The sequence below is a fragment of the Kitasatospora sp. NPDC059599 genome (genome assembly GCF_042735125.1).
Classification (GTDB): domain Bacteria; phylum Actinomycetota; class Actinomycetes; order Streptomycetales; family Streptomycetaceae; genus Kitasatospora.
The window spans coordinates 1-20,864 of record NZ_JBHWCL010000101.1; the positions used below are offsets into that span (position 1 = coordinate 1).

Annotated in this window: 15 protein-coding genes and 2 CRISPR repeat arrays; of the genes, 1 reads left to right on the top strand and 14 read right to left on the bottom strand. The window is 70.5% G+C overall.

Annotated features, from left to right (window positions below):
• Positions 1-1,679: direct repeats of the CRISPR family, unit length 28 nt; unit sequence GGACCATCCCCGCGCGGGCGGGGAGCAG.
• Positions 1,680-1,793: 114 nt separating this feature from the next.
• The 12 genes from cas2e to ACFV04_RS29230 form a co-directional block, all read right to left on the bottom strand.
• The gene (gene cas2e / locus ACFV04_RS29175; RefSeq protein ID WP_380533584.1) at positions 1,794-2,141 is read right to left on the bottom strand and encodes a type I-E CRISPR-associated endoribonuclease Cas2e; all 348 of its coding nucleotides are present in this window, start codon (positions 2,139-2,141) and stop codon (positions 1,794-1,796) included.
• Positions 2,138-3,091: a type I-E CRISPR-associated endonuclease Cas1e gene (gene cas1e / locus ACFV04_RS29180; protein WP_380533586.1), complete on the bottom strand. Its 954-nt coding sequence runs from the start codon at positions 3,089-3,091 to the stop codon at positions 2,138-2,140. The genes cas2e and cas1e overlap by 4 nt, the downstream gene beginning before the upstream one ends.
• A gap of 58 nt (positions 3,092-3,149) precedes the next feature.
• Entirely contained in the window at positions 3,150-3,857 is a 708-nt protein-coding gene (gene cas6e / locus ACFV04_RS29185; protein ID WP_380533588.1) for a type I-E CRISPR-associated protein Cas6/Cse3/CasE, read from the bottom strand.
• Positions 3,857-4,582, bottom strand: coding sequence for a type I-E CRISPR-associated protein Cas5/CasD (gene cas5e / locus ACFV04_RS29190; protein ID WP_380533590.1), 726 nt, complete (start codon positions 4,580-4,582; stop codon positions 3,857-3,859). The genes cas6e and cas5e overlap by 1 nt, the downstream gene beginning before the upstream one ends.
• Complete coding sequence (gene cas7e, locus ACFV04_RS29195) at positions 4,579-5,784, bottom strand: type I-E CRISPR-associated protein Cas7/Cse4/CasC (RefSeq protein WP_380533592.1); 1,206 nt, start codon at positions 5,782-5,784, stop codon at positions 4,579-4,581. Before cas7e ends, cas5e begins: the two co-directional genes overlap by 4 nt.
• A gap of 47 nt (positions 5,785-5,831) precedes the next feature.
• On the bottom strand, positions 5,832-6,428 hold the full coding sequence (casB, locus tag ACFV04_RS29200; RefSeq protein ID WP_380533594.1) for a type I-E CRISPR-associated protein Cse2/CasB: 597 nt from the start codon (positions 6,426-6,428) through the stop codon (positions 5,832-5,834).
• 63 nt (positions 6,429-6,491) lie between these two features.
• Positions 6,492-8,231 carry a type I-E CRISPR-associated protein Cse1/CasA gene (casA, locus tag ACFV04_RS29205; RefSeq protein WP_380533596.1) on the bottom strand — a complete coding sequence of 580 codons (1,740 nt, stop codon included), beginning with the start codon at positions 8,229-8,231 and terminating at the stop codon, positions 6,492-6,494.
• Complete coding sequence (gene cas3, locus ACFV04_RS29210; protein ID WP_380533598.1) at positions 8,221-11,115, bottom strand: CRISPR-associated helicase Cas3'; 2,895 nt, start codon at positions 11,113-11,115, stop codon at positions 8,221-8,223. The genes casA and cas3 overlap by 11 nt, the downstream gene beginning before the upstream one ends.
• Before the next feature lie 50 nt (positions 11,116-11,165).
• A complete protein-coding gene (locus ACFV04_RS29215) occupies positions 11,166-12,515 on the bottom strand; it encodes an AAA family ATPase (protein ID WP_380533600.1) in 1,350 nt (449 codons plus the stop codon).
• Positions 12,512-13,894 (bottom strand): hypothetical protein, encoded by a 1,383-nt coding sequence (locus ACFV04_RS29220; RefSeq protein ID WP_380533602.1) that lies wholly within the window; start codon positions 13,892-13,894, stop codon positions 12,512-12,514. The genes ACFV04_RS29215 and ACFV04_RS29220 overlap by 4 nt, the downstream gene beginning before the upstream one ends.
• Positions 13,895-14,010: 116 nt before the next feature.
• The gene (locus ACFV04_RS29225) at positions 14,011-15,150 is read right to left on the bottom strand and encodes a hypothetical protein (RefSeq protein ID WP_380533604.1); all 1,140 of its coding nucleotides are present in this window, start codon (positions 15,148-15,150) and stop codon (positions 14,011-14,013) included.
• A gap of 77 nt (positions 15,151-15,227) precedes the next feature.
• A complete protein-coding gene (locus tag ACFV04_RS29230) occupies positions 15,228-16,115 on the bottom strand; it encodes a hypothetical protein (protein WP_380533606.1) in 888 nt (295 codons plus the stop codon).
• 551 nt (positions 16,116-16,666) lie between these two features.
• A CRISPR array of direct repeats spans positions 16,667-18,523; the repeat unit is 29 nt; unit sequence CTGCTCCCCGCTCGCGCGGGGATGGTCCC.
• Positions 18,524-18,823: 300 nt separating this feature from the next.
• On the opposite strand from ACFV04_RS29230, the gene ACFV04_RS29235 reads away from it, so the two are divergent.
• Entirely contained in the window at positions 18,824-19,015 is a 192-nt protein-coding gene (locus tag ACFV04_RS29235; protein ID WP_380533608.1) for a helix-turn-helix transcriptional regulator, read from the top strand.
• Between the two features lie 62 nt (positions 19,016-19,077).
• Here the strand turns inward: ACFV04_RS29235 and ACFV04_RS29240 are convergent, their stop codons facing one another.
• Positions 19,078-20,232 (bottom strand): tyrosine-type recombinase/integrase, encoded by a 1,155-nt coding sequence (locus tag ACFV04_RS29240; protein ID WP_380533610.1) that lies wholly within the window; start codon positions 20,230-20,232, stop codon positions 19,078-19,080.
• 81 nt (positions 20,233-20,313) lie between these two features.
• The gene (locus ACFV04_RS29245; protein WP_380533612.1) at positions 20,314-20,724 is read right to left on the bottom strand and encodes a GH25 family lysozyme; all 411 of its coding nucleotides are present in this window, start codon (positions 20,722-20,724) and stop codon (positions 20,314-20,316) included.
• Positions 20,725-20,864 lie beyond the last annotated feature (140 nt).

The window sequence follows — 20,864 nt, forward strand, 5'->3', positions numbered from 1 at the left end:
GGGACCATCCCCGCGCGGGCGGGGAGCAGGCGAGCCTGCGCCGCAGGTAGGCGAGCGGGCTGGGACCATCCCCGCGCGGGCGGGGAGCAGGCGAGAGAGGCGGCGAACATGTCGTCCATGGCAGGACCATCCCCGCGCGGGCGGGGAGCAGTGGCCGCGTACGTCGGTGTGCGGCTGTACTTCGGGACCATCCCCGCGCGGGCGGGGAGCAGGTGGTGGACCAGTTGGTGAACTGCCAGTCGTTGGGACCATCCCCGCGCGGGCGGGGAGCAGCGTCCCGGTGACAGTCGGTCGGCAAACGCGATCGGGACCATCCCCGCGCGGGCGGGGAGCAGGCGGTCTGCAGGGCCTTCGCCGCCGTAGCCCCGGGACCATCCCCGCGCGGGCGGGGAGCAGGAGATGGGCCCACGCGAGCGTCCCTCGGGGCCGGGACCATCCCCGCGCGGGCGGGGAGCAGGACGATCCGGCGCATGCGCTGTTGTGCCGCGCGGGACCATCCCCGCGCGGGCGGGGAGCAGATCCTCTGGGCCCGCTACGGCAACACCACCGAGGGACCATCCCCGCGCGGGCGGGGAGCAGCACGCCAAGACCCGCCCCCGCGGCGGCAACTACGGACCATCCCCGCGCGGGCGGGGAGCAGAAGACCATCAAGAACGACATCACCGATCTCCAGGGACCATCCCCGCGCGGGCGGGGAGCAGACGGCCCGTGGGTTGGTGGGGGGTTCAGCACCGGGACCATCCCCGCGCGGGCGGGGAGCAGGCCGCAGCATGGCACAGGTCCACGCCGCGGCCGGGACCATCCCCGCGCGGGCGGGGAGCAGTCGACGGGCACGGCGTGGACGCCGTGGTGGGCGGGACCATCCCCGCGCGGGCGGGGAGCAGGGGCTCGATCCGGGCCGCCAGGAGTCGGCCGGGGGACCATCCCCGCGCGGGCGGGGAGCAGAGGGTGCTAGGGCTTCATGGGATTGACGTTCCGGGACCATCCCCGCGCGGGCGGGGAGCAGGGCCTGGCGGTACTGGTGGCCGGGGTGGTGTTGGGACCATCCCCGCGCGGGCGGGGAGCAGGGCGCGGAGGTAGTGCGCACGGCCCTGCAGGAGGGACCATCCCCGCGCGGGCGGGGAGCAGCAGGAGAAGCAGATAAAGGCTCCGGAGTCGGAGGGACCATCCCCGCGCGGGCGGGGAGCAGCCCCGACCATCCGTCAGCCGAACGTCTAACGGAGGACCATCCCCGCGCGGGCGGGGAGCAGCTTCACCGGCTCCTCGGCGCCGATCGACTTGAGGGACCATCCCCGCGCGGGCGGGGAGCAGGTGGTCGTACGGCTGAGGTGCGACGGGTGTGGGGGACCATCCCCGCGCGGGCGGGGAGCAGAGCAGTGCGCCGAGCGTGTCGACGTGCGCGTCGGGGACCATCCCCGCGCGGGCGGGGAGCAGAGCGACCGGATCCGGTCGTACGGCACGTCGTTGGGGACCATCCCCGCGCGGGCGGGGAGCAGTACCCGCCGCCGCTCCAGGACAGTCAGACGTCGGGACCATCCCCGCGCGGGCGGGGAGCAGACGTAGCCGGCGGGAATCTGGCCGAAGGAGTAGGGACCATCCCCGCGCGGGCGGGGAGCAGGTCGGTGAAGGGCGGGCACTGCCACGGCTCCAGGGACCATCCCCGCGCGGGCGGGGAGCAGTCTTCTTGACCTGGGACTTTGTCAGGAAGCAGCGCTGTTTTCGACCACTTCCAGCAGGTCGGGAAGTTCGGGCATGTTGCTCATGTGGCAGGCTCTCTTGCTGGTTGATCGGCGTTAGCGTTTGGCCATGCGTCGTTTGGCGGCTTTGCTCCAGCCGGGCTTCGGGTTGGTAGCAGTGGTTGGTGGAGGTGTGGCGGGGCGGTGGATCAGGGTGAGGCCCTCGTGTTCCGTGGGCTGCCACGAGTGATCGTGGGTGCGGAAGGTGTATCCCTGCTCGGTGTCGGAGCTGTGGACCAGTAGGGCTCGGCCTTGGCCTGCGTACGCTTGGACCTCGGTCCACAGGAGGTCGCGGACGCGAGCGGACGGGGTGCCGATGAAGACCCCGGCGGAGATCTCCAGAAGCCAGCGGGTGAGGAAGCCACGCAATCCTGCTGGGCAGTTGGTCAGGACGATGACGGTCACCAGGCCGCTCCGTCGTCTTGGTTGAAGCCGGCTGCCAGGTGGGCGTCGTGGTCGGACTGCACGGTCACCCGGTCGATGTCGGTGGCCACGGTCATCTCATGGTGGTGACCGTCTGTCGTCAGTAGGCCCTTGATGTCGTCGACGACGCGGTCGAGCAGGCGCAGCCGGTGGATCCGGTCGCGCAGTGTGCGCCGGGTGGACGGTCCGGCATCGTCGGGGGCGGAGGCGGCGACATCGAAGGCGACCAGAATGCCGATCTCGGTCTTGTAGAGGTCGGCGACGTCCAGGACGAAGGACAGCTCGTGGCCGGAGTGGATGAACCCGAGTGCCGGAGAGCAGCCGAGAGCGGTGACCACGGCGTGGCTGATGCCGTACATCACCTGGGCAGCCGCCGTGATGGCCTGGTTAACGGGGTCGCCGGAGGTGAAGTCGCCCGGGGTGTAGCGGCGACCGCGCCAGGGGATGCCGGTACGTTCGGCGTTTTTGCGGTAGCAGTCCTTGACGCGTCGGCCCTCGCGACCGAGGAGCTCGCGCCGGGTCAGTCCGTCGACGTTCTCGTCGGGGAAGCGGAGTCGGTACATGGACCGGGCGACGTCGAGCCGGGTGCGGCGGTTGGCCCAGCAGTGGGCCTGTGCCTCGGCGAGGGCGGCCGAGCGGGAGAGGGCTCGGCCGCCGGCGTAGTAGCGCACGCCGTGTTCACCTACCCATGTGACTCCGGTGCCGGTCTCGCCCAGCAGGCTCATGGCTTGGTGGGTGATGCGGGTGCCGGGCCCGAGCATCAGGGTGCCGATCGTTGCGGACGGGATGTGGGTGGTGCCTTCGGCGTCCTCGGCGGTGATCGCGTTCGCGTCGCGGTGGACGAGGCAGCGTTCGAGGTAGACGAAGGAGAGCCGGTCGCCGACACGGGCCAGCTCCGATGGGGTGCTTGCGGGTCTGCGACCGGCGCTCACGGGTGTGTTCTCCTGAGGGGTGATGCGACCGAGGGGGTGGATCCGAGGGGCCGAGGGCCTACTGAGCGGGTGCCAGCGTCATCAACCCGCAGCCGTAGGCCTTGGCCTTGCCCAGGCCCTGCGTGAGGATCCTGCGCAGGGCGTCCGCGTCCGTCACCTCCAGCCGGCCGTCGTAGGTGACGGCCTTGATGGTGACGGGTTGCTTGCCTCCGCCCTTGCGGAACTCCAGCGACCGCTGGTCGCGGACCAGGACCTGGTGGGCGTCCCCGTGCTCGGTGTGCCGGCGTTCCACTGGTTTCTCCTGGATGTGGAAGCCCCCTGCCTCCTGACGGTCGAGCAGCCAGCTGATCTGGTGACCGGCGGTGACGTGGGCGGTTCGCTTGGCCGGCTGGCCGTCGCGTACGCGGACGCTGTGCACGGGGTTCGCCGTCAGCCGGAAGTTCCAGGTGCTGCCCTTGTCGAGTTTGTCCAGGAAGGACCCGTAGCCGTACGTCTGCCAGCCGGGGGCGCCGGAGGCCGCGGCCGCAGGCCAGCCGGCCTGTTCGACCAGGTGGGTCAGGTCGGGGCGGCCGGCACTTACGACGTACAGCTGCAGTTCGGCGGCGGCGTTGCGGTCCAGGCGCCACAACACCCGTGGCTGGTCGGTCGTGCTGGGCAGGAGGTCGGGGAAGGAGGACATCACCGCTGCGTGCAGGACTTGCGGTGAGGAGACGAGCCGCCGGGTGCCGGGACGCGCGGCGTTGAGCCGGAATCGGGTGAGGTACATCAGGCGAGGTCCAGGTGGCTGGTCGGGTCGTGCGGCGGGATGCTGCGAGGTGCCCGGGCATGCGGGTTGTGGACGGTGACGCTGGAGGTGTGGACCGGGCGGAGTGCGTACCGGCGGTGCCGGGGGTCGTAGCTGAGGGGCTGGTCGCGGACTGAGGACCCGGACGACTTCGCATCGGCCGGGGCGTCGCTGAGGAGGGTCAGCGAGATGTCCTGCTCACGGTTGCGCCGACGCTGGTACCACTCGGCGGCCCGCCACGGTTCGGCGCTGAGGGCACCGTTGAGGTCGTCGCCCGGGTGGGTGCCGAGTTCGACGGGTCGGGCGGGTGGACAGGACCGCCGTCCGAGGTAGGGCAGGTACACGGGGTGGCGAAGTGCTTCGTACAGTCGCTCCACGAGTCCTTCCTCGCCTTGCACGGCGGCGACGAAGACGGCGTCTGCGAGGTAGAAGCGCTCCGAGAGGGGCATCGACTCATCGGTGTCCAGGTCGTGGGCGGTCTGGAAGTCCCTCACACGGGTGCCGGGTTGGTCGATGCGCACGCCGAACCGGAGGCGGGCGAGTTCGGCGATTCCCAGATCGGCGTCCCGAGCGATTCCGAGGGCGGCGGCGAGCAGGCCCAGTACCCCGCTCTTGGTCGGGGCGTTCTCGGTGGTCCGGCGGGAGAAGCGGGCCGTGGCCCCCCAGGACTGCAGGGGGCCGGCCAGCTGGAGTGTCAGGACACTCATCCGTGCTTCTCCAACCGCTCGGCGACGGCCGCCCCCACCACGGTGGTGAGCTGCTTGATGCCGGCGACCTCGGTGCCGAGGTCGGCGATCTTGCGGGTGGCAGGGCCTACGCGCAGGACCCAAGTGGCCGTGTCCTCGGCGCCGTAGGCACGCTCGATCTCCGGGACGTAGTCGATCAAGCGCTCGCAGGCGGGTTCCAGGTGTCCGCCGAATCCGTCGGTGGACACGGGGCGTTCGAAGGCGGAGACGAAGCTGATCGGGCGGGTGGAGCGGAGCTTGACGATCACGACGTCCGGCAGGGTGTGGTTCCCGAAGGTGTTGATCTTGCCGGTCGGCAGGGAGGAGACGAACCCGTCCAGGAACGCCTCGACGGCGCGCCGTACGGGGGTGGCCGGGGAGGTGTCCTCGTCGAGGCCCTTGCCCAGGTTGTCCTGGAGGCGGTCCACGTCCACCGCGGCGTACCGGTACAGGGTCGCCGAGTTGAAGTCGACGGTGCCGATCATCCCGGCGCCGCTCTCGTCGGCGGCGTTGCGGTCGTCCACGGCCGTGTAGTAGTCCGACTCGTTCTCCACCCGGTGCACGCTCAGCGCGTGGGCGACCTGGGCAGCCGCGTCGACATTGATGTCGGTGGCGTTGGCGACCATCCGGCCGAACAGGGCGATGTCCACCGAATGCCGGGTGTTCGCCGTCTGCTTCGGCCGGTCCTTGTTCTCCTTCGCCTTCAGGAAGGCCTTGATGTCGGCCGAGCCTTCGATGGCGAGGTCGGCCAAGCCGTCGAGCTGGCGGCTGCTCAGGAACATCAGGTAGGAGGCCTGCGGCGGGGCCTCAGCGACCGCGTCATCGCCTTCGGCCGACTTGGCGCTCTTGCGCTTCTGGGGCGGCTCGATCTTCGCTCCGGTGGCGGCTTGCAGGACCTCGACGGCGAGGGCCGTGGCCGGTGCCCCCGTCAGGTCCTCGCGCTTGGCGGCGATCCGCTGCGCCAGGAGTTCGGCGACCTGCTTGGTGCGAACACCCAGTTCGTTCGGGTCGAGTGCCTTGTTGAAGTGCTCACGGGTGGCGCGCTTCCATGCCTGGCTGGAGACCCTGGCGCGGGTGACGCCACCATACACGGCGGACTTCGGAGCCCCGGTGTCGTCCCGGTTGATGTTGCTCGGCGGAACGGTCTGGAGCGCGTGGATCTCCACGATGGTCCGGCTGGTCATGATGCTCCCTCGGATGGGATCTGTGGGATGAGCGGACGTTCGGTGTGTCAGTGGACGGCGGTGGAGGCATCGTCCGGTGCCGCGACCGCACCGTCCGCCTCGTCGCTCCGCCGGTGCGCGTTGAAGGAACGCCCCCAGGCTCGCCGGACTTCATCGGACGCGCCGGGAAACTGCCACCGGTAGAGCTGGTCGGCGAGCAGCGCATAGTCGAGACCGATCTCGTCGCGGCGCAGGAGTGTGACGATCTCGCGCAGCCGCACCGCCAGGAGCGGAAGTGTGGGCGCGGTGCCGGCACGGGTGAAGCGTTTGAGGATCGCTTGGTCGATCTCACCCGGCTTCATCAGCCGGCGGACGGCTGCGCCCAATTCCTGCCCGCGACGGTGCATCGGGCTTCGTTGGGACTGCTGGTGCACGGACCAGAGGGTCAGTGAGGTGTAGAGCGCGTCCTCCGCCCGGGTCTGGTGCAGGCCGTCCGTTTCGTGGAGGGGCTCGAGGTCGAGGAGGCCCCAGAGGTCGGGCACGGCGGCGGCGTCCCGTCCGGCGCCGCGCCGCAGCCGGGCCAGGGCGGCCGTTGCTGCCGAGCGGCCGTCAAGGTACCCGCGTTGCAGGCGTGCGATCTCGTCGCCGGCGGTGGTGCCGATCACGGTGAGGGAGGTGATGCGCTCCCCGCTCTGGGGAGGAATGAGGGTCATGTACAGCCTCTCGGGTCAGTCGACGCGTACGGAGGTCGTGGCGCCGTCGGAGACGGCAGCGGGCGGGGCCGGACGGGTATGCGGTAGGGCCTTGGTCAGGGCGATGCGGAAACGCCGCTCGGCAGAAGCGGAGTTGATCCACTGCTCACCGCCGTCCTTGAGCTTCACCGTCCGTCCGGTCCAGGCCTGGTCCCCGGCTGCTGCCAGCAGTTCGTCGGCGAGGCGCAGGAGTTCCCGGCGTACGGTCCTCTGCCAGACCGTGCTCAGCTCCTGGACCTCGTCGCCGGGCCGGATGGCGGCCAGCCACGTGCGGAAGTGTCCGTCCAGCTCGCCGTAAGCGCGGTCGCGGATCTGGTCCTGCGAGATCTCCGCCACCGTCCGGTCGTTGCCCTGGACCCGACGCTTGTCGTTGGCGACCGTCGCGAGCACGAGGTCGTGAGCGAGCCAGCCGAGGGCGTCCACGGCTTTGTCGGCATGGGCGACGGCGTCCACGGCGCAGATGCCCAAGCGACGGCTGGACTCGCCCAGGAGGACGACCGGCATGGTCACTTCGTCGGCCACGACCTCGTCCACCACTGACTGCTGGGTTCCGTACATGGTGCCGTAGGTCCTGAACCGCACCGTCGTCTCGTCGGACAGCGCGCCGTCGTTGCGCAGCCGGGCGAGCCAGTGGACGAGTCCCGGCTGCAGGGCCTCCGCCGGTTCCCCACGCGCACCCGTTTCCTGGGGACGACTTTCGGCTCCAAGGAGCGCTGCCAGGCCGCGCCAGGCGGCGCGTTCGGGGTCGTGTTCGCGCGGCATGTAGACCAACTGCGCGCCGTGCTTCTTCTCCTGGGCCCGGCTGCGCCGCCAGCCGGTCATCGGTTCGAGCTTTTGCTGGTTGCGGGGAACGAGCGGGTCGCCGTAGGTGAGAAGGGCACCGAAGACGCCCTCGTGATCGACCTGGAGCCGCACCCTCCGGGACTGCCAGGTGTACAGGTCGCACAGTCCGGTGGGACGGTGGCGGAGGTCGCCCTCGCCGGGGCCGTCCGGCTCACGCCGCCACGCCGGGAGGTCCGGTGCGCGGCCGGGGGGCGGGAAGTCCTCGGTGGCGATCAGGTTGAGCAGCAGGGTCTCTTTGAGTGACGTGCCTTCGGCGCTGACGCCCCCGAGCATGCCCGCCCAGGCGGTGCCCTGCGGGTATGCCTTTCCTCCCTTGGCCCGTGGGTCGTCCAGCACGCCGGTCTTGATGCCGGCGGTGTCGTACGCGTGCGCGTGCACCAGCCAGCGTGCCGCCTCGGCGAACGACAGCCGGTCCACACCGGGGAAGCGGGTGGTGAAGAACGGATCGCCGTTGGGTACGTCCGCGACAAGGCGGTTCAGCGGGAAGGTCTCGTCCTTTCCGTTGCTGAGACGGGCGACCTGGAGGAACGGCGTGGCCGGGTGGCAGAGGTCGAAGCGCTTACGGTGCTCGTCCAGGTACCCGGGCACGGCGGCGAACGGGTCCGCCGACTCCCACAGCTCCGCCCACTCCTCGACGTCCGTGGGCCCCTTCAGCGCGTCGTGCAGGACGGCCAGCAGCAGTCGCAGCAGGGCGAAGTCCTGCGTGGGCACGTCTCCGGACAACCGTGCGATCGCGTCGGCCTGTGCGAACACCTCGCGCAGCGAGAGCTCCTGCTCCCCACCTGCCGACAGCTGGACCGTCAGCCAGGGCTCCACGGTCAGGTCGAACGGCGGCGCGGAACCCGGGCCGCTTCGCCCGTCGTCACGCGTCACGGTGTACCTCCAGTCCGTCGGACCGGCTGTAGGAGAGGGCGAACCCCGCCAGCCGTGCCCGACCGTCGATCGAAAAGGGAAGGATCAGCTCTCCGGCCAGCCAGGGACTGTCCTTGGACTGCCAGGCGGGCGGGCAGAACCGCTCCAGCTCGGCGATCGCCTGGTCGATGGTCGCGGGGTTGGACAGTTCCAGAGGGAGCCGCAGTGCACTGGCTGCGGCCGCCCGGGCTGCGCGGCCGGCCGGTACCGCATCCTGTGGCAGGGGCAGTCCGCCGCGTCCGTCCTCCAGCCAGGGGAACGTGCGCAGGGAGCCGTCGGCCAGCTGCTGCACGGCGATGACCTCGATGCTTTCCTGGCTGTCGCGGACCTGGGCCCGACCGGCCCGGGTGTCGTCGGCATCGCCCACCCCTGCTGACAGCCACCCCGTCAGCGGGCGCCCGTGTCGGGCGGCGGCGGCGATCCGGAAGACCCCAGCGCGGTCCTCCTTGTCGGCCCGCTGCTTCTCCTCGTGCTGTCGGGCCTCGTCCAGCGCCTCGGCCCAGTGCGCCGGCCCGGCCGGTCGGGGCCCGTACGCGTGTTGGACGAGCGGGCTGATGTGCTCTGGCAGGCTCAGCGTCTCGCCGTCCAGGTGCGGCTGGAGCACGGCGGCCGACCGCAGCAGCGTGTACAGGCCGTACACCCTTCGGGACCCCGGCACCGGGGCAGGCACCGGGCTGTCCCAGTCCACGCCGGTCACCAGACAGTGTGCGGTCCGCAGCCTCTCCGGTCGGTGCTCCCGGTGGTGTCGGTGCAGGCGGCCGAGGCGCTGGAGCAGCAGGTCGACCGGCGCGAGGTCGGTGACCAGCAGGTCGAAGTCCACGTCCAACGACTGCTCGGCGACCTGGCTGGCCACCACGATGTGGCCGGCCGGACGGGCCTTGCCGGCGGATTTGGGCGGCCCGAATCGGGTCAGCAGGTCCGCGTCCTTCAGCGCCCGGTCGGGATCCACGAAGCGTGCATGGGCGACGGTGACGGCTTTGGCCCCGAACCGTTCGCGCAGGGCCCATGCGGTGTGGAGCACACGGGCGACGGTGTTGCGGACCACCAGCACGCACCCGCCGTCGGCCAGCTCTACGGCCAGTCGGTCGGTGAGCGTGTCGAGGTCATCTGTCAGGCGTTCCACCACGACCTGCGTGCCCCGGCCCGAGGCATCGGGTCCGTCCTGCACGGGGGACAGGCCCGGGGCGGCCGCGGTGATCAGCGGGTACCCGTCGGCCGCAGCCAGAGCGGCGTACTCCGAAGCCTGGGCCGAGGCACCCGCGTACGCGGCGGCCAGCTCCGAGCGCCGCGCAGCGGGCAGTGTCGCGGAGAGCACCACCACCGGGACCCGGTAGGCCCCCAACCACTCCAGAACGCGGTCCAGGTAGCAGTTCATGTAGGCGTCGTAGGCATGCGCCTCGTCGATCACCACGACCTTCCCCGCCAGTGCGAGGTGGCGCAGAGCGAGGTGGCGGCTCTTGAGCCCGGCGAACAGCAACTGGTCGATGGTGCCCGCGACGAAAGACGCGAGCATGCCCTTCTTACGGCCGTTCAGCCACTGGTGCGCCACGAGTTCGGTGGGTGCCGACCGGGCGCTCGCTCCCGGCCGCGGCAGGTCCCGTTCGCCGTCGATCTCCACCCCGACGGGACCGGACCGTGTCCGGCCTGACCGTAGCCGGTCGAAGTCCTTGTTCAGCGCGGCCTTCGAGTGGGCCAGCAGGACGGACAGGCGCTGTCCGTCGCACGCAGGCAGCCGGTCCAGCCACTTCAACAGGCGCGGGAACATCGCATTGCTGGTGGCCATGGTCGGCAGGGCGAAGAACACGCCGCCTGCACCGGTACGGGCGGCCAAGACCTCGGAGGCCGCCAGGGCGGCCTCGGTCTTGCCCTCGCCCATCGGGGCCTCGATGATCACCAGCCCCGGCTCCGCCATCGTGTGGGCGATGCGCACCGCCGCGACCTGCACGGGCCGCAGCTCCGCATCGTCAGGCAGGTCGAACCGGGTCTCGAACAACTCCACGGGATCGGCGGGTGGTTGGGTCGGCCGCCACGGGCCAGGCAGCCCCAGCCGCTTCCAGGCTGCCTCGGCCCGCGCGCAGTCGCTGCCCGTGCCGTCGGAGTTCTCGGACGGCAGGTACGGGAACAGGTCCCGGTTGCTGGCGATCCAGTCCGCCACGATCACCATGGCGGAGACCAGGACCTGGACGGTCTGCGGAAGCTTCACCTGCCGCCAGTCCGCGAGCCGGTCAGCCACGCCGGCGCGGTCCGCACAGTGATCCAGGAGTTCGTCCTGGACGCTGCGCCAGGGCTGCTCCGCAGGGCCGGTGCCGTGCAGCAGCTCGGGCCGGTCCCTGAGCGCGGTGATCTGGGGATGGTCCGGTGGCGTGCCGTGGTGACCACCGACCACCACCGCGAACTGGCCCGCGGAGGGCCGCGGCCACCCGTGCCGTTCCTCCAACCAGTGTTGGAGCAGCAGTTGGCCGGCAAGCCCGTGCGGTGCCGTTCTCCGTTCGGCGTTCAGCAGGTGGCTGGGCCCGATCATCAGGCCGGTCGCCCGCATTCGCTCGGCGAGGGCGTTCACCTGGCGGGCGAACGCCGGCGTGGCCTTGCCGATGTCGTGGGTCGTGGCCAGCCAGACCACGAGACGCCGGGCGTCCTCCTCTCCGCACGGCATTGCGTCGGCGACGAGCCGACGGACCTGGCCGGGCAGCCAGTGATCCCACAGCAAGCCGGCGACGTCGCCGCTGTCACCCATGTGGCGCCACAGCGGTAACCAGGCGCCGTCGTCCTTCTCGTACTTGGCCCAGACGGTCCTCGCGGCCTCGGACAGGCTCTCGGCGGGACGTCCGGTCGTACTGTCTTCCATGGCTCTCTCCTCGGCGCAGCCGTGTGAGGCGCGCCGCCATACGGTTACGGTCAGATCGCTTTGATCCGGTGCTCGGCTCGCTCCAGGTGGGCCATGACGCTCTGGTGGGCGCGCCAGCCGTCGGGGAACTTCGGCTTCACGTCCAGGTGCACGGGCCGAGTGGTCGGATGCCGGTCCAGGACGTCCCGGATTCCGGCCCGGGCGACCACGATGCAGGCGTAGCGGTGCCGGGACAGCAGCACGCACAGGCGCCCGGCCTCCAGGTGGAAGGCGCTGAGATCCCGCCGTCCGGACAGCGGATGCCACACCAGGGTCACGTCGAACTCGCGTCCCTGGAGGCGGTTCGCGGTGTCCACGGTGATCCGGTCGAGGCCTCGCTCGGCGAGCGCCCGTCGGACGGCGTTCACCTGGAGGGTGCGGGCCGCGCCGATGGCGATCCTGTCCTGCGAGAGCGGGGAGCCATCGGCGAGCGCACCGCGCTCCAGTAGCCTCGCGGCGGTGGCGGCCAGAGCCTCGGTGACCTCGGGGTCGTGGTCGGGGGTGTGGCGGGCCTCCAGTTCCAGATGGCCCCACCCGGAATCGGCGGCGCGGCTCAGCACGTCGTCAATGGGGGACGCCTGGTGGGCGGAGGTGGCGAAGCTCAGCCTCCGCTCCCCGGGACCGGTCCCGGACTCGAACGGGTAGTAGGGGTAGAACGACTCCTGCACCAGCGGTGCGGCGTTCGCGGGAAGCCTCCAGGACACCGGGAGTTGGTGCCGCGCGAGGTCCGGGCTGTGAGCCAGGGTGACGTCCACCGCGTTCAGCAGCGGATCCCAGCTCAGGCCGCGCCACCGGTCGGTCTCCACGGTGGAGAACGGGTCGAGCTGCCCGGGGTCACCCACGAACAGCACGCGTGCGTCCGGGCCGTCGAACAGCGGCGCGGTTGCCAGCAGGGCGTCCGACCGCATCTGATAGGCCTCGTCCACGATCGCCCACCGCCACGGCTCGCAGGTCTCCGGGCTGACGTACGACCACTTCTTCGCCGTCGACAGCACGACCGGAAGGTGCCGCAACGCCTGGATCCGGGTACTCCCGCTGACCTGTGGGTGCCGTACGACCCGCTCGGGCAGTGCGACCGTGGAACTGTGCAGCCGGCCCAGGGGCAGCTCGGGGTGGTCGCGGGCGATCCGGTCGGTGAGGTCGTCGACCTGTTCGTTGGTCTGCGCCACGATCATCAACTGGTTTCCGGCAGCAGCCAGATGGCCCGTGGCGCGGACGACCAGCGTCGACTTGCCCGCCCCCGGCGGAGAGTCCACGACCACGCCGCGCCCGGTACCCGTGTCAAGCTCGGCGAGGATTCCGGCGACGGCCAGGTCGGCACGCACGCCCGGCGCAGGGCCGGTGCTCGCGACAGCGGTCATGCCCAGACCTCCTCGGCGTCGTCGGCCGTCGGTTCGTACGGTTGCGGCGGACCACCGTGGGTCCACGGAGTGTTCTCGGTGGCGGGGAACCGTGAAGGCTGCCGGGTCGGATCGAGCGTGGTGAAGGTCAGCTCCTCGCCCAGCTCGGGCACCGCACCGGGCGGCAGCGGTTGCCGGTATCCGCGTCCCAGGCCGCCGGTGATCTCCAGCAGCACATCGAAATCGCCTGCGCCGGCTGCAGCGATCGCCACGACCTCGGCCGGTTGTGCACGGCGGGCGGGGGAGCGGACGACGGCGCCCACCTCGATGCGCGGCAGCTCACCAACGCGCAGGGTGACGGTCGGCCGGCGCTTGGGACGTGCGCCGGAATCGTCGAGTCGGTCCGGGGCCCGGTCGACGACCACACCGGTGAACGCCTCCCCGCTCAGCTCGTACTCGGCCATCACCAGGGGATCGTCGAAAGCCCGCTCCACCTGGTGGAGCTGCTCGGCCTCCTCCACCTGGGCCAGTCTGCGGGCCGCCCCCACCGCCTGGTCGCGGCGGCCCTGGGGTCGGCCGTCCTCGATCAAGTACATGCCGTAGGCGGAGAACTCCGCTCGGTCCCGTCGGCGGCGGTCGGTCACATGGCCGCCCTCGGGAAGCCCGCGCAACAACTCGATCCCGCGCCAGACCGCGTCCCAGGTCGGCAACATCTGCCCCTTGAGCTCCCGGTCCATTTCTCGGGCGAAGGCCTTCCTCGCCCGGTCGTTGGTCGCCTCGTCGTAGCCGGTCATCAGGCTCTGCAAGGTCGTGGCGTCGAAGACCGGATCGGTGGAAGGGCCTGCCGGTGGGCAGAGGGCGGGATCCTCGGCGTCCCGGGCGGCAGCGGCGCCGCTCCGGCCGGCGGGCGGATCGATCCAGGCCAGGACCGAGGCCAGGTGGGAATCCTCGGCGTTGCTCTGGCCCGTGGCCCAGTGCGCGGTCAGCACACGGGTCATGGCCATCAGGACGGCGGTGCCCGGAACTTCCGATCGGTCCTTGAACCAGGTCAGCCACTTGCCCAGCAGGACGACATCGGACGAAACGGCGAACGGTCCGTCGGTGGCCCGTAGCCGGGTCAGGCGTCCGAGTCGTCCCAGCCATCCGATGCCCCCGCCGTTGGGGACGATCAACTGAGGGCCGCGCAGCGCCCGGTGCCGCTCCTCCTTCGCCGCCCCGGCCAGGTAGCTCTCCGTGTCGGCCAGTAGCGCCGCGAGGTAGGGAAGCACGAGCTCGGAAAGACGCTCGGCGAATCCGAACCTCTCGGCCCGGTCCCGTGGCTGATGAACAGTCAGCAGTGTTGGTGAGGAGCGCTCGATGCCCGCGAGCATGGCCAGCGGTGCGCATGCCTCACCGGCCATGGTGAGCGGAACGAGGACGAACGGATCCGACTCCAGGTGGACGTGGCGTACGGTGACAGTCGGCTCGGCACTGCCGGTGGCCATCGCCCGCAGCCTCGCGAGTTCGATCATCACGCTCATGCGGCGTCCCCCTGACGGCTCCGGCGGAGGCGCTCGGCCCGGCGCAGATGGTCCAGCACTTCGGCCTGCCCGGGGTCGGTGGCCTGCCCCGATCCATCACCCAGATGCGAGAGCACCGTCCGTGTGGAGTCCAGGCCCGGCATCACGTTGCGCATGGCACTGCCGAATCGTGCCGGCAAGGCGCACCGCTCCGCTTCGTCACGGCAGAAGCGGGCCATCTCGCAGAAGGACAGGCATCCCGGCGAATAGGAAGCATCGAGTGCCGAGACGGACGAGGCCAACTCGTCTGCACCACGGTTCGATTCGTCGCTCGCGTCAAAGGTCGCCTCTGCGGGCAACGATGCGATCAGGTCGGCCGTCCGGCGCAGCCTCTCCAGCTGAAAGGCGATGGTGTCACGCTCCTGCCGCAGATCGACGAAGCGGCCGTACGGGCGGTTGCCGAAGTCCTTCGGGCACACCAGCAGGAACTGGTCGGCGATGAGATCGGGATCGTGGCCGACCGCTGCAAAGGCGCGGCGTAGCGCGATCGCGTAGACCGCGGCCTGCTTCGCGGCCTGTGCGACATCCAGGGGATCGGCCATGCCGTCGATGACCGGGAACGACTTGATCTCCACCAGGTGGAAGCGGCCGCCGACCCGGTGGGTGAGCGCGTCGGGCTCCAGATAGGCCGTGCTGCCCGCGACCTCCAGGGTGAGGACCGGGTGGTCCAGGATCAGCCGGTCAGCGTCGCCCGCGGCCATACGTTCGATCAATCTAGCGGATTCCTTCTGGCGGACCGCCAGTGAGGCATTGCCGCCGACATCGTTGAGGTCGGTCACCGCCGCTTCGGCGACGGGCGCTCCGGCTTCCTCACGGAGCAGCCGGAACAGCTCCGCATGGCCGTCCCGCTTGACCAGTTCCTCGAATGCGAGGCCACGGGTGATCGCGAACGGTGACTGGCCGAATCGAGGGTCGAAGCCCATGCGGCGGGCGAGTACGGCCTTGTCGATCCCGACGGCGTCCAGGACGGCGCGGCGGTCGCAGCCGGGATTGGTGGTCAGTGCAGTGATCTTGCGCGCGTCGTAAGGCCTGGGTGGCACGGGGCCGCGGAGTCGGGCGAGCCGGTCTTCGGGCACGCCGGAGGGAGGCAGGGGCATGGTGGGTTTCTTGAGTCGTCCCGATGCCAGGGAAGGTCGATGGCGCTGTCGGGAGAGTGTGGTCCGTGACGGGTCGATCAGGAGGTGGTGGTAGCGGTGCGCCGCCCCAACGCCTGGAGCGGCGAACCGAAGAGCTGCTGAACGTCGGTGAGTTGGGATCGAGCCCGAACCGCGGCCGCGGTGCGTTCGGCGGCGTCGGCCTCGTGATGCACAGTGAACTCGTTGCGCGCCGCCTCGATCACGCGGGTCGGGTCCGGTTCCCCCGACTCGTAGGCGCCGGGGATGTTGAACGCGAAGCGCCGCAGCAGACGCCAGGCGTACTCCCCGGGGTGGTGTCCGGCGGTCTCCAGGCGTCGGATCTGCTCGGATACGCCGACGGCGTGGGTGAGGAAATCGGTACGGGGGCTGAGCGGCCCGACGACACGTCGGTCCAACGGCCAGGTCGACACCGCGAGCAGCCCGCGGGCGACGGCCAGGCGGTCATGAGTGAGTGCGGCGCAGATGTAGTACGGGCGGGTGTGCCCCTGGGAGGCGAACGACCGTTCCTCATCGCGCCGAAGCGACGCCAGCTTGGTGACGATCAGCGGGTCGGTGAAGAACGCCTGGTAGGTGGCGCCGATCAACTTCGGTGCGGCAGGCGCTCCTAGGATCGCCAGCGCCTGGTGCGCCTGCTCCCGAGCCGGGATGCCGGCCGGGAGACGGGGCGCGGGGGATTGGACCTCGGTCGACACGGTGGTGTCGGCCTTGAGGACCTGGGTGTGTGGGTGGTGGTCGATCTCCTCCAAGGACGGCGACTGCTGGTCCGTTCCGTCCTCGGCGAGAGCGGACTCCCACGCTTCCTCGACCTGGCGCATCTCCCGGCGGATCCGGGTGGCAGCTGCCTTGTCCCGGGCGCGGGTCGCCTCGCGCAGGCGCACCCGGAGGTCCGCCAGCCGCGCTTCGAGCTCATCGATGGTCTCGGCCATGGAAGGAACGCTAGCGCAGCAAGTCCCGCTATTTCCAAGGTAATCCAAACTTCCCCGAGATTGGCGGGCGGCCGCTACAATCCGCCCACTATCGCCCCGGCTCTGCCTGGAGCGCCTCGGTCATGGGCATTGGGAATGTGAGGCTCCGATGAGCTGGCGGGTGCCCGTCGAAGGCCGGCTGGCCGACTGGGTGAGCGGTGGTCGGGGCGCGTAGGTGCGTTTGTGCTTGTGTCGGTTGGAGCGGGTTGACCTTGGGTGCGGTTGGCCGATGGCGGCCGGCCAAGGCGTGCAGGGGGCGTAGCCTGAGTGACCGCTCCCCTTGTCGGGGATGATCTCCGTGGAGGGCTGCCCCTGCTTTCCACAGGTCCAGGGGTGCCGCATGGTGCTGTCAATCGCGACTGGTGGCTCCTTGGATCGGCGGCTTCCTGGGTCCGGATAGTTGATGGTGAGGCGAGGAAAGGCGTGATATGCCTTTCGTGTCCTTTATGGGCAGGGGGTTGGAAGTGGCACGCCACGTCAGCAGGCGCCGATAGAAGCGCAGGTCACGAAGTCTGCTCCCCGCTCGCGCGGGGATGGTCCCTCCTGACCCCGCGGCCCCGCCCGACTGGAGAACTGCTCCCCGCTCGCGCGGGGATGGTCCCCCGTCGCCCAGGGAGTCGAAGAACTCATCCAACTGCTCCCCGCTCGCGCGGGGATGGTCCCACCGCTCCGGGGGCCGGCGCCTTCACCACGATCTGCTCCCCGCTCGCGCGGGGATGGTCCCAATCGACTTCCCTGCAATCTGGTCAGCGCTGTCTGCTCCCCGCTCGCGCGGGGATGGTCCCGTTCACCGGCCGCTGAGCGACATCACCACGCTCTGCTCCCCGCTCGCGCGGGGATGGTCCCGGGGCCGGCCCCGAGATCCTCGGCCACCGGGACTGCTCCCCGCTCGCGCGGGGATGGTCCCGCTGGCTGCTCACCGCCTTCCAGGACCCGCGGCTGCTCCCCGCTCGCGCGGGGATGGTCCCCCTGGACGAGGGCTTTTTAGCCGTGTACGCGACTGCTCCCCGCTCGCGCGGGGATGGTCCTGCTATCTGGGCCACGGGATTTCGGTCTCGCCACTGCTCCCCGCTCGCGCGGGGATGGTCCCCCCGCCCCGGACAGCTCCACCGGCACCATGAACTGCTCCCCGCTCGCGCGGGGATGGTCCCGCGTGCACCAGCTCCACGCCAACACGTCCCGCCTGCTCCCCGCTCGCGCGGGGATGGTCCCGTCCCCGGCACGGGCTTTCGGGGCCACTCGCTCTGCTCCCCGCTCGCGCGGGGATGGTCCTGTCAACGGGGCGTTGCCGACCACCGTGCAGGCCTGCTCCCCGCTCGCGCGGGGATGGTCCCGAAGAGATCACCCCGCCGCCGACACCCAAGTCCTGCTCCCCGCTCGCGCGGGGATGGTCCCTCCCGCCCCTCCTCACCCCTCCCGGGCGCCCGCTGCTCCCCGCTCGCGCGGGGATGGTCCCTGGGGGTTGGTCATCGCCACTCTCCGTTGTAGCTGCTCCCCGCTCGCGCGGGGATGGTCCCGGGGCGTCCGGCTGGAACGCGACCGCGGCGGACTGCTCCCCGCTCGCGCGGGGATGGTCCCATCGGCACCAACGACCAGGCGGGACCCGGCTACTGCTCCCCGCTCGCGCGGGGATGGTCCCCTGAAGTTCGCCCCCTTCGCCATGGCGTTCGTCTGCTCCCCGCTCGCGCGGGGATGGTCCCGGGAGCTTGAAGGACGGCATGGTGGCCTCTCACTGCTCCCCGCTCGCGCGGGGACGGTCCCAACGCCACAGGCGCCGCCGGGTGGCTCTCGATCTGCTCCCCGCTCGCGCGGGGATGGTCCCCTTCACGCGGACGGCATCGGGTCGGTTCTGTTCCGCTCCCCGCTCGCGCGGGGATGGTCCCCCCCGGTCCGTGCTCGGACCAAAGATCCCCGCTGCTCCCCGCTCGCGCGGGGATGCTCCCACCGCCAGCCAGTCCCTGTACGCGGCGCTGAGCTGCTCCCCGCTCGCGCGGGGATGGTCCCGTCTGGGTGGCTGCCTGGTCGAGGAGGCCGAGCTTCTCCCCGCTCGCGCGGGGATGGTCCCGTCTGGGTGGCTGCCTGGTCGAGGAGGCCGAGCTGCTCCCCGCTCGCGCGGGGATGGTCCCTTCAGCTGCCCGGGCCGGCCCTGCAGCGTCTCCTGCTCCCCGCTCCCGCGGGGATGGTCCCCCGCACGTTCACGGCACTGCCGTCCCTACGGCCTGCTCCCCGCTCGCGCGGGGATGGTCCCCCGTACGAGCAGTAGACAGTGCAGATCCGCTTCTGCACCCCGCCCGCGCGGGGGTGATCCCCCGTCCCGGTGTCGCGGATCTCGCCGCCGGCCTGTTCCCTGCTCTCGCGGGGATGATCTTGATCGCTCTGCCTTCTCGGCCACCCGAGGCCCCCGCTTGAGTGGGAATGATCCCTGCAAGCAATAGGGGCGGTGGAATCGGGGGATGGTTTCCGCTCACACGGGATGGTCCCGACGGAGGCTCCTCCGTGACCGTGCCGGTGCGGTCTTCCATGGGCGGCGCAGCAAGGGCGGGGTGACCAGGACATGTTCGCCAGCATCCCTGGCCGACGAGGTGCCCACTATCGGACATAGGCGGTGCGGCCAAAAACCGGCGAGTGCTCGATGATTTCCGCACATCAAGCCAGCCAGAGGGGAAGCCGTGCCCGAGCAGTTCATGAGTGTCAAGCAGACGGCGGAGTATCTGAACATGTCTCCTGCCTGGGTCTACCGCGAGGCTCCTCGGTTGGGTCTTTCCGCGTACAAGTTCGGAACCGGGAAGAACGCGAAGCTTCAGTTCAAGGTGTCGGACGTGCAGGCGTGGGTGAAGCAGCAGAAGATGCCTGTTCGCTGAGAACACGTGGCCAAGCGCTGAGCTGAGAGGGCCTGCCGCAACGGCGGGCCCTCTCAGCGTGTTCAGGCAGCCAGGCCGAGATCGAGGAGCTGGGCGGCTCGGCTGATGGAGCCGGGCATGAGGTGTCGGTAGATGCTGAAGGTGACGTCGATGCTGCGGTGCCCCATCCATTCCGCCACGTCGGTGATCGGTATGTTGTTGCTCAGGCAGTTCGACGCGAAGAAGTGGCGGAGCCCGTAGAGCACCATCCCTTCGGGCATGTCGGCCTGGCCGGACTTCTTGATCCTGCGCCACTGGCTGTCGATGACGTGGTGCGGAATCGCCTGGGTGATGTCCTTGGGATTGCGAAGCAGGTAGCCGTCGACGGTTCCGTACGTATCGGCGTACCGCTCGATGGAGTGCCTGGTGCGAGCCGGCAGTGGTACGTCGCGGTACTCGCCGACCTTGCGGTGCTTCAGGCGGGCGTAGGTCTTGGTGGCCTGGTTGACCTGCTCGGTGACCCGGTAGACGTCGTCGGCGACGATGTTGTTGACGTTGACGGCGAACGCTTCACCGTTGCGGAGGCCGCAGCCGCTCATGAGATCGGTGACCAGGCGGAAGGCGTCGTCGCCGGCGCTCCGGATCTTCAGCAGCTGGGCGACGGACGGGATGACTGCACGCGTGGGGTCGTACTGAGGCGCTTTGACCCCGTCCAGCGGGCTGTCTTCGTAGAGGCCGAGCCGGTGCGCGTCCAGCAGGACGGTCTTCAGGGTGATGAAGACGTTGCTCTGGGTGGCCACGCCGACGCCGTTCCGTTCCATGGTCTGGATGAACGCTTCGACGACCTTGTGGTCGAACGTGCCCATGCGGCGGCTGCCGAAGGCGGGGAGGAGGTGATTCCTGAGGAGGGAATCGAGGTTCCGCAGAGAAGTCGGGCTCAGGTCGCGCTGGCCCTTGAGCCACTCGGCGACGTAGTCGGTGAACTGCATCCCCCCGTACTTCTGGATGCGCTCCGCCTTGCGTTGGCTCTGCGGGGAGTTCTTCCGTTCGTGGTAGACCTCGGCGAGGCGGGTCTTGGCCTTGTCCTGGGTGGCGAAGCCGGACTCCTCCGTCTGGCGCCCGGCCGCGTTGCGGAACCTGATCTTGTACTCGTGTGGGCACTTGCTCCAGCGGGACTCGGGGTGCTCGCAGTCCTTGAAGAAGCTGCCCATGCCGCGGATGAGGCCTGTGGTCGCCATGGTGCTCGGAACCTCCGGGAGTCTTGCTGACCTTTTGCTGACTCCGGATGGTCGATCATGCCCTTGAGCTGGGCAGAAACGTCAGACCCGTGATATCTGGGCGAAGTACGGGTTGGTGTAGCCGGTGCCCTCGGTGGCCTTGACGTAGGCGAACCTGGCGCCGTCGGCCGCGACCGAGGACCAGGTGACGTTGCCCTGGTAACTGGCGACGTCCAGCCCGGGGGTCTGGGTGGCGGCGAGGGAGAGGACGGGCGCGCCGGCGCCGCGGCCCTCGTGGGCGGCGACGGTGGAGCCGGCGAAGTCGCGGTCCGGGTGGAAGGCGGCGGTGCCCTCGACGGCGGGGGCGACCGGGGCGGGCCCGGCCGCGTGGGCCGGGGCGGCAGCGGCGGCGACCAGGGCGGTCGCGGCGGCGAGGGCGGCCGCGGCGGGCAGCCGGCGGCGGGCGGGGCGATGTGTGCCGGTGGTGCGGGCGGAGCGGGAAGAGCGAAGCACGAGCACTCCTCTGGTCCGGTTGGTCCGGTCTGGGATGGGCCCAAGTGGCCCGAAAAGGCCGGGGGTTGGCGCGGCCGTACCGCAGAGTAGCCATGTCCCCACCGGCGCCGCCAGGCATCTTCGGCCCCACTGCGAACCCG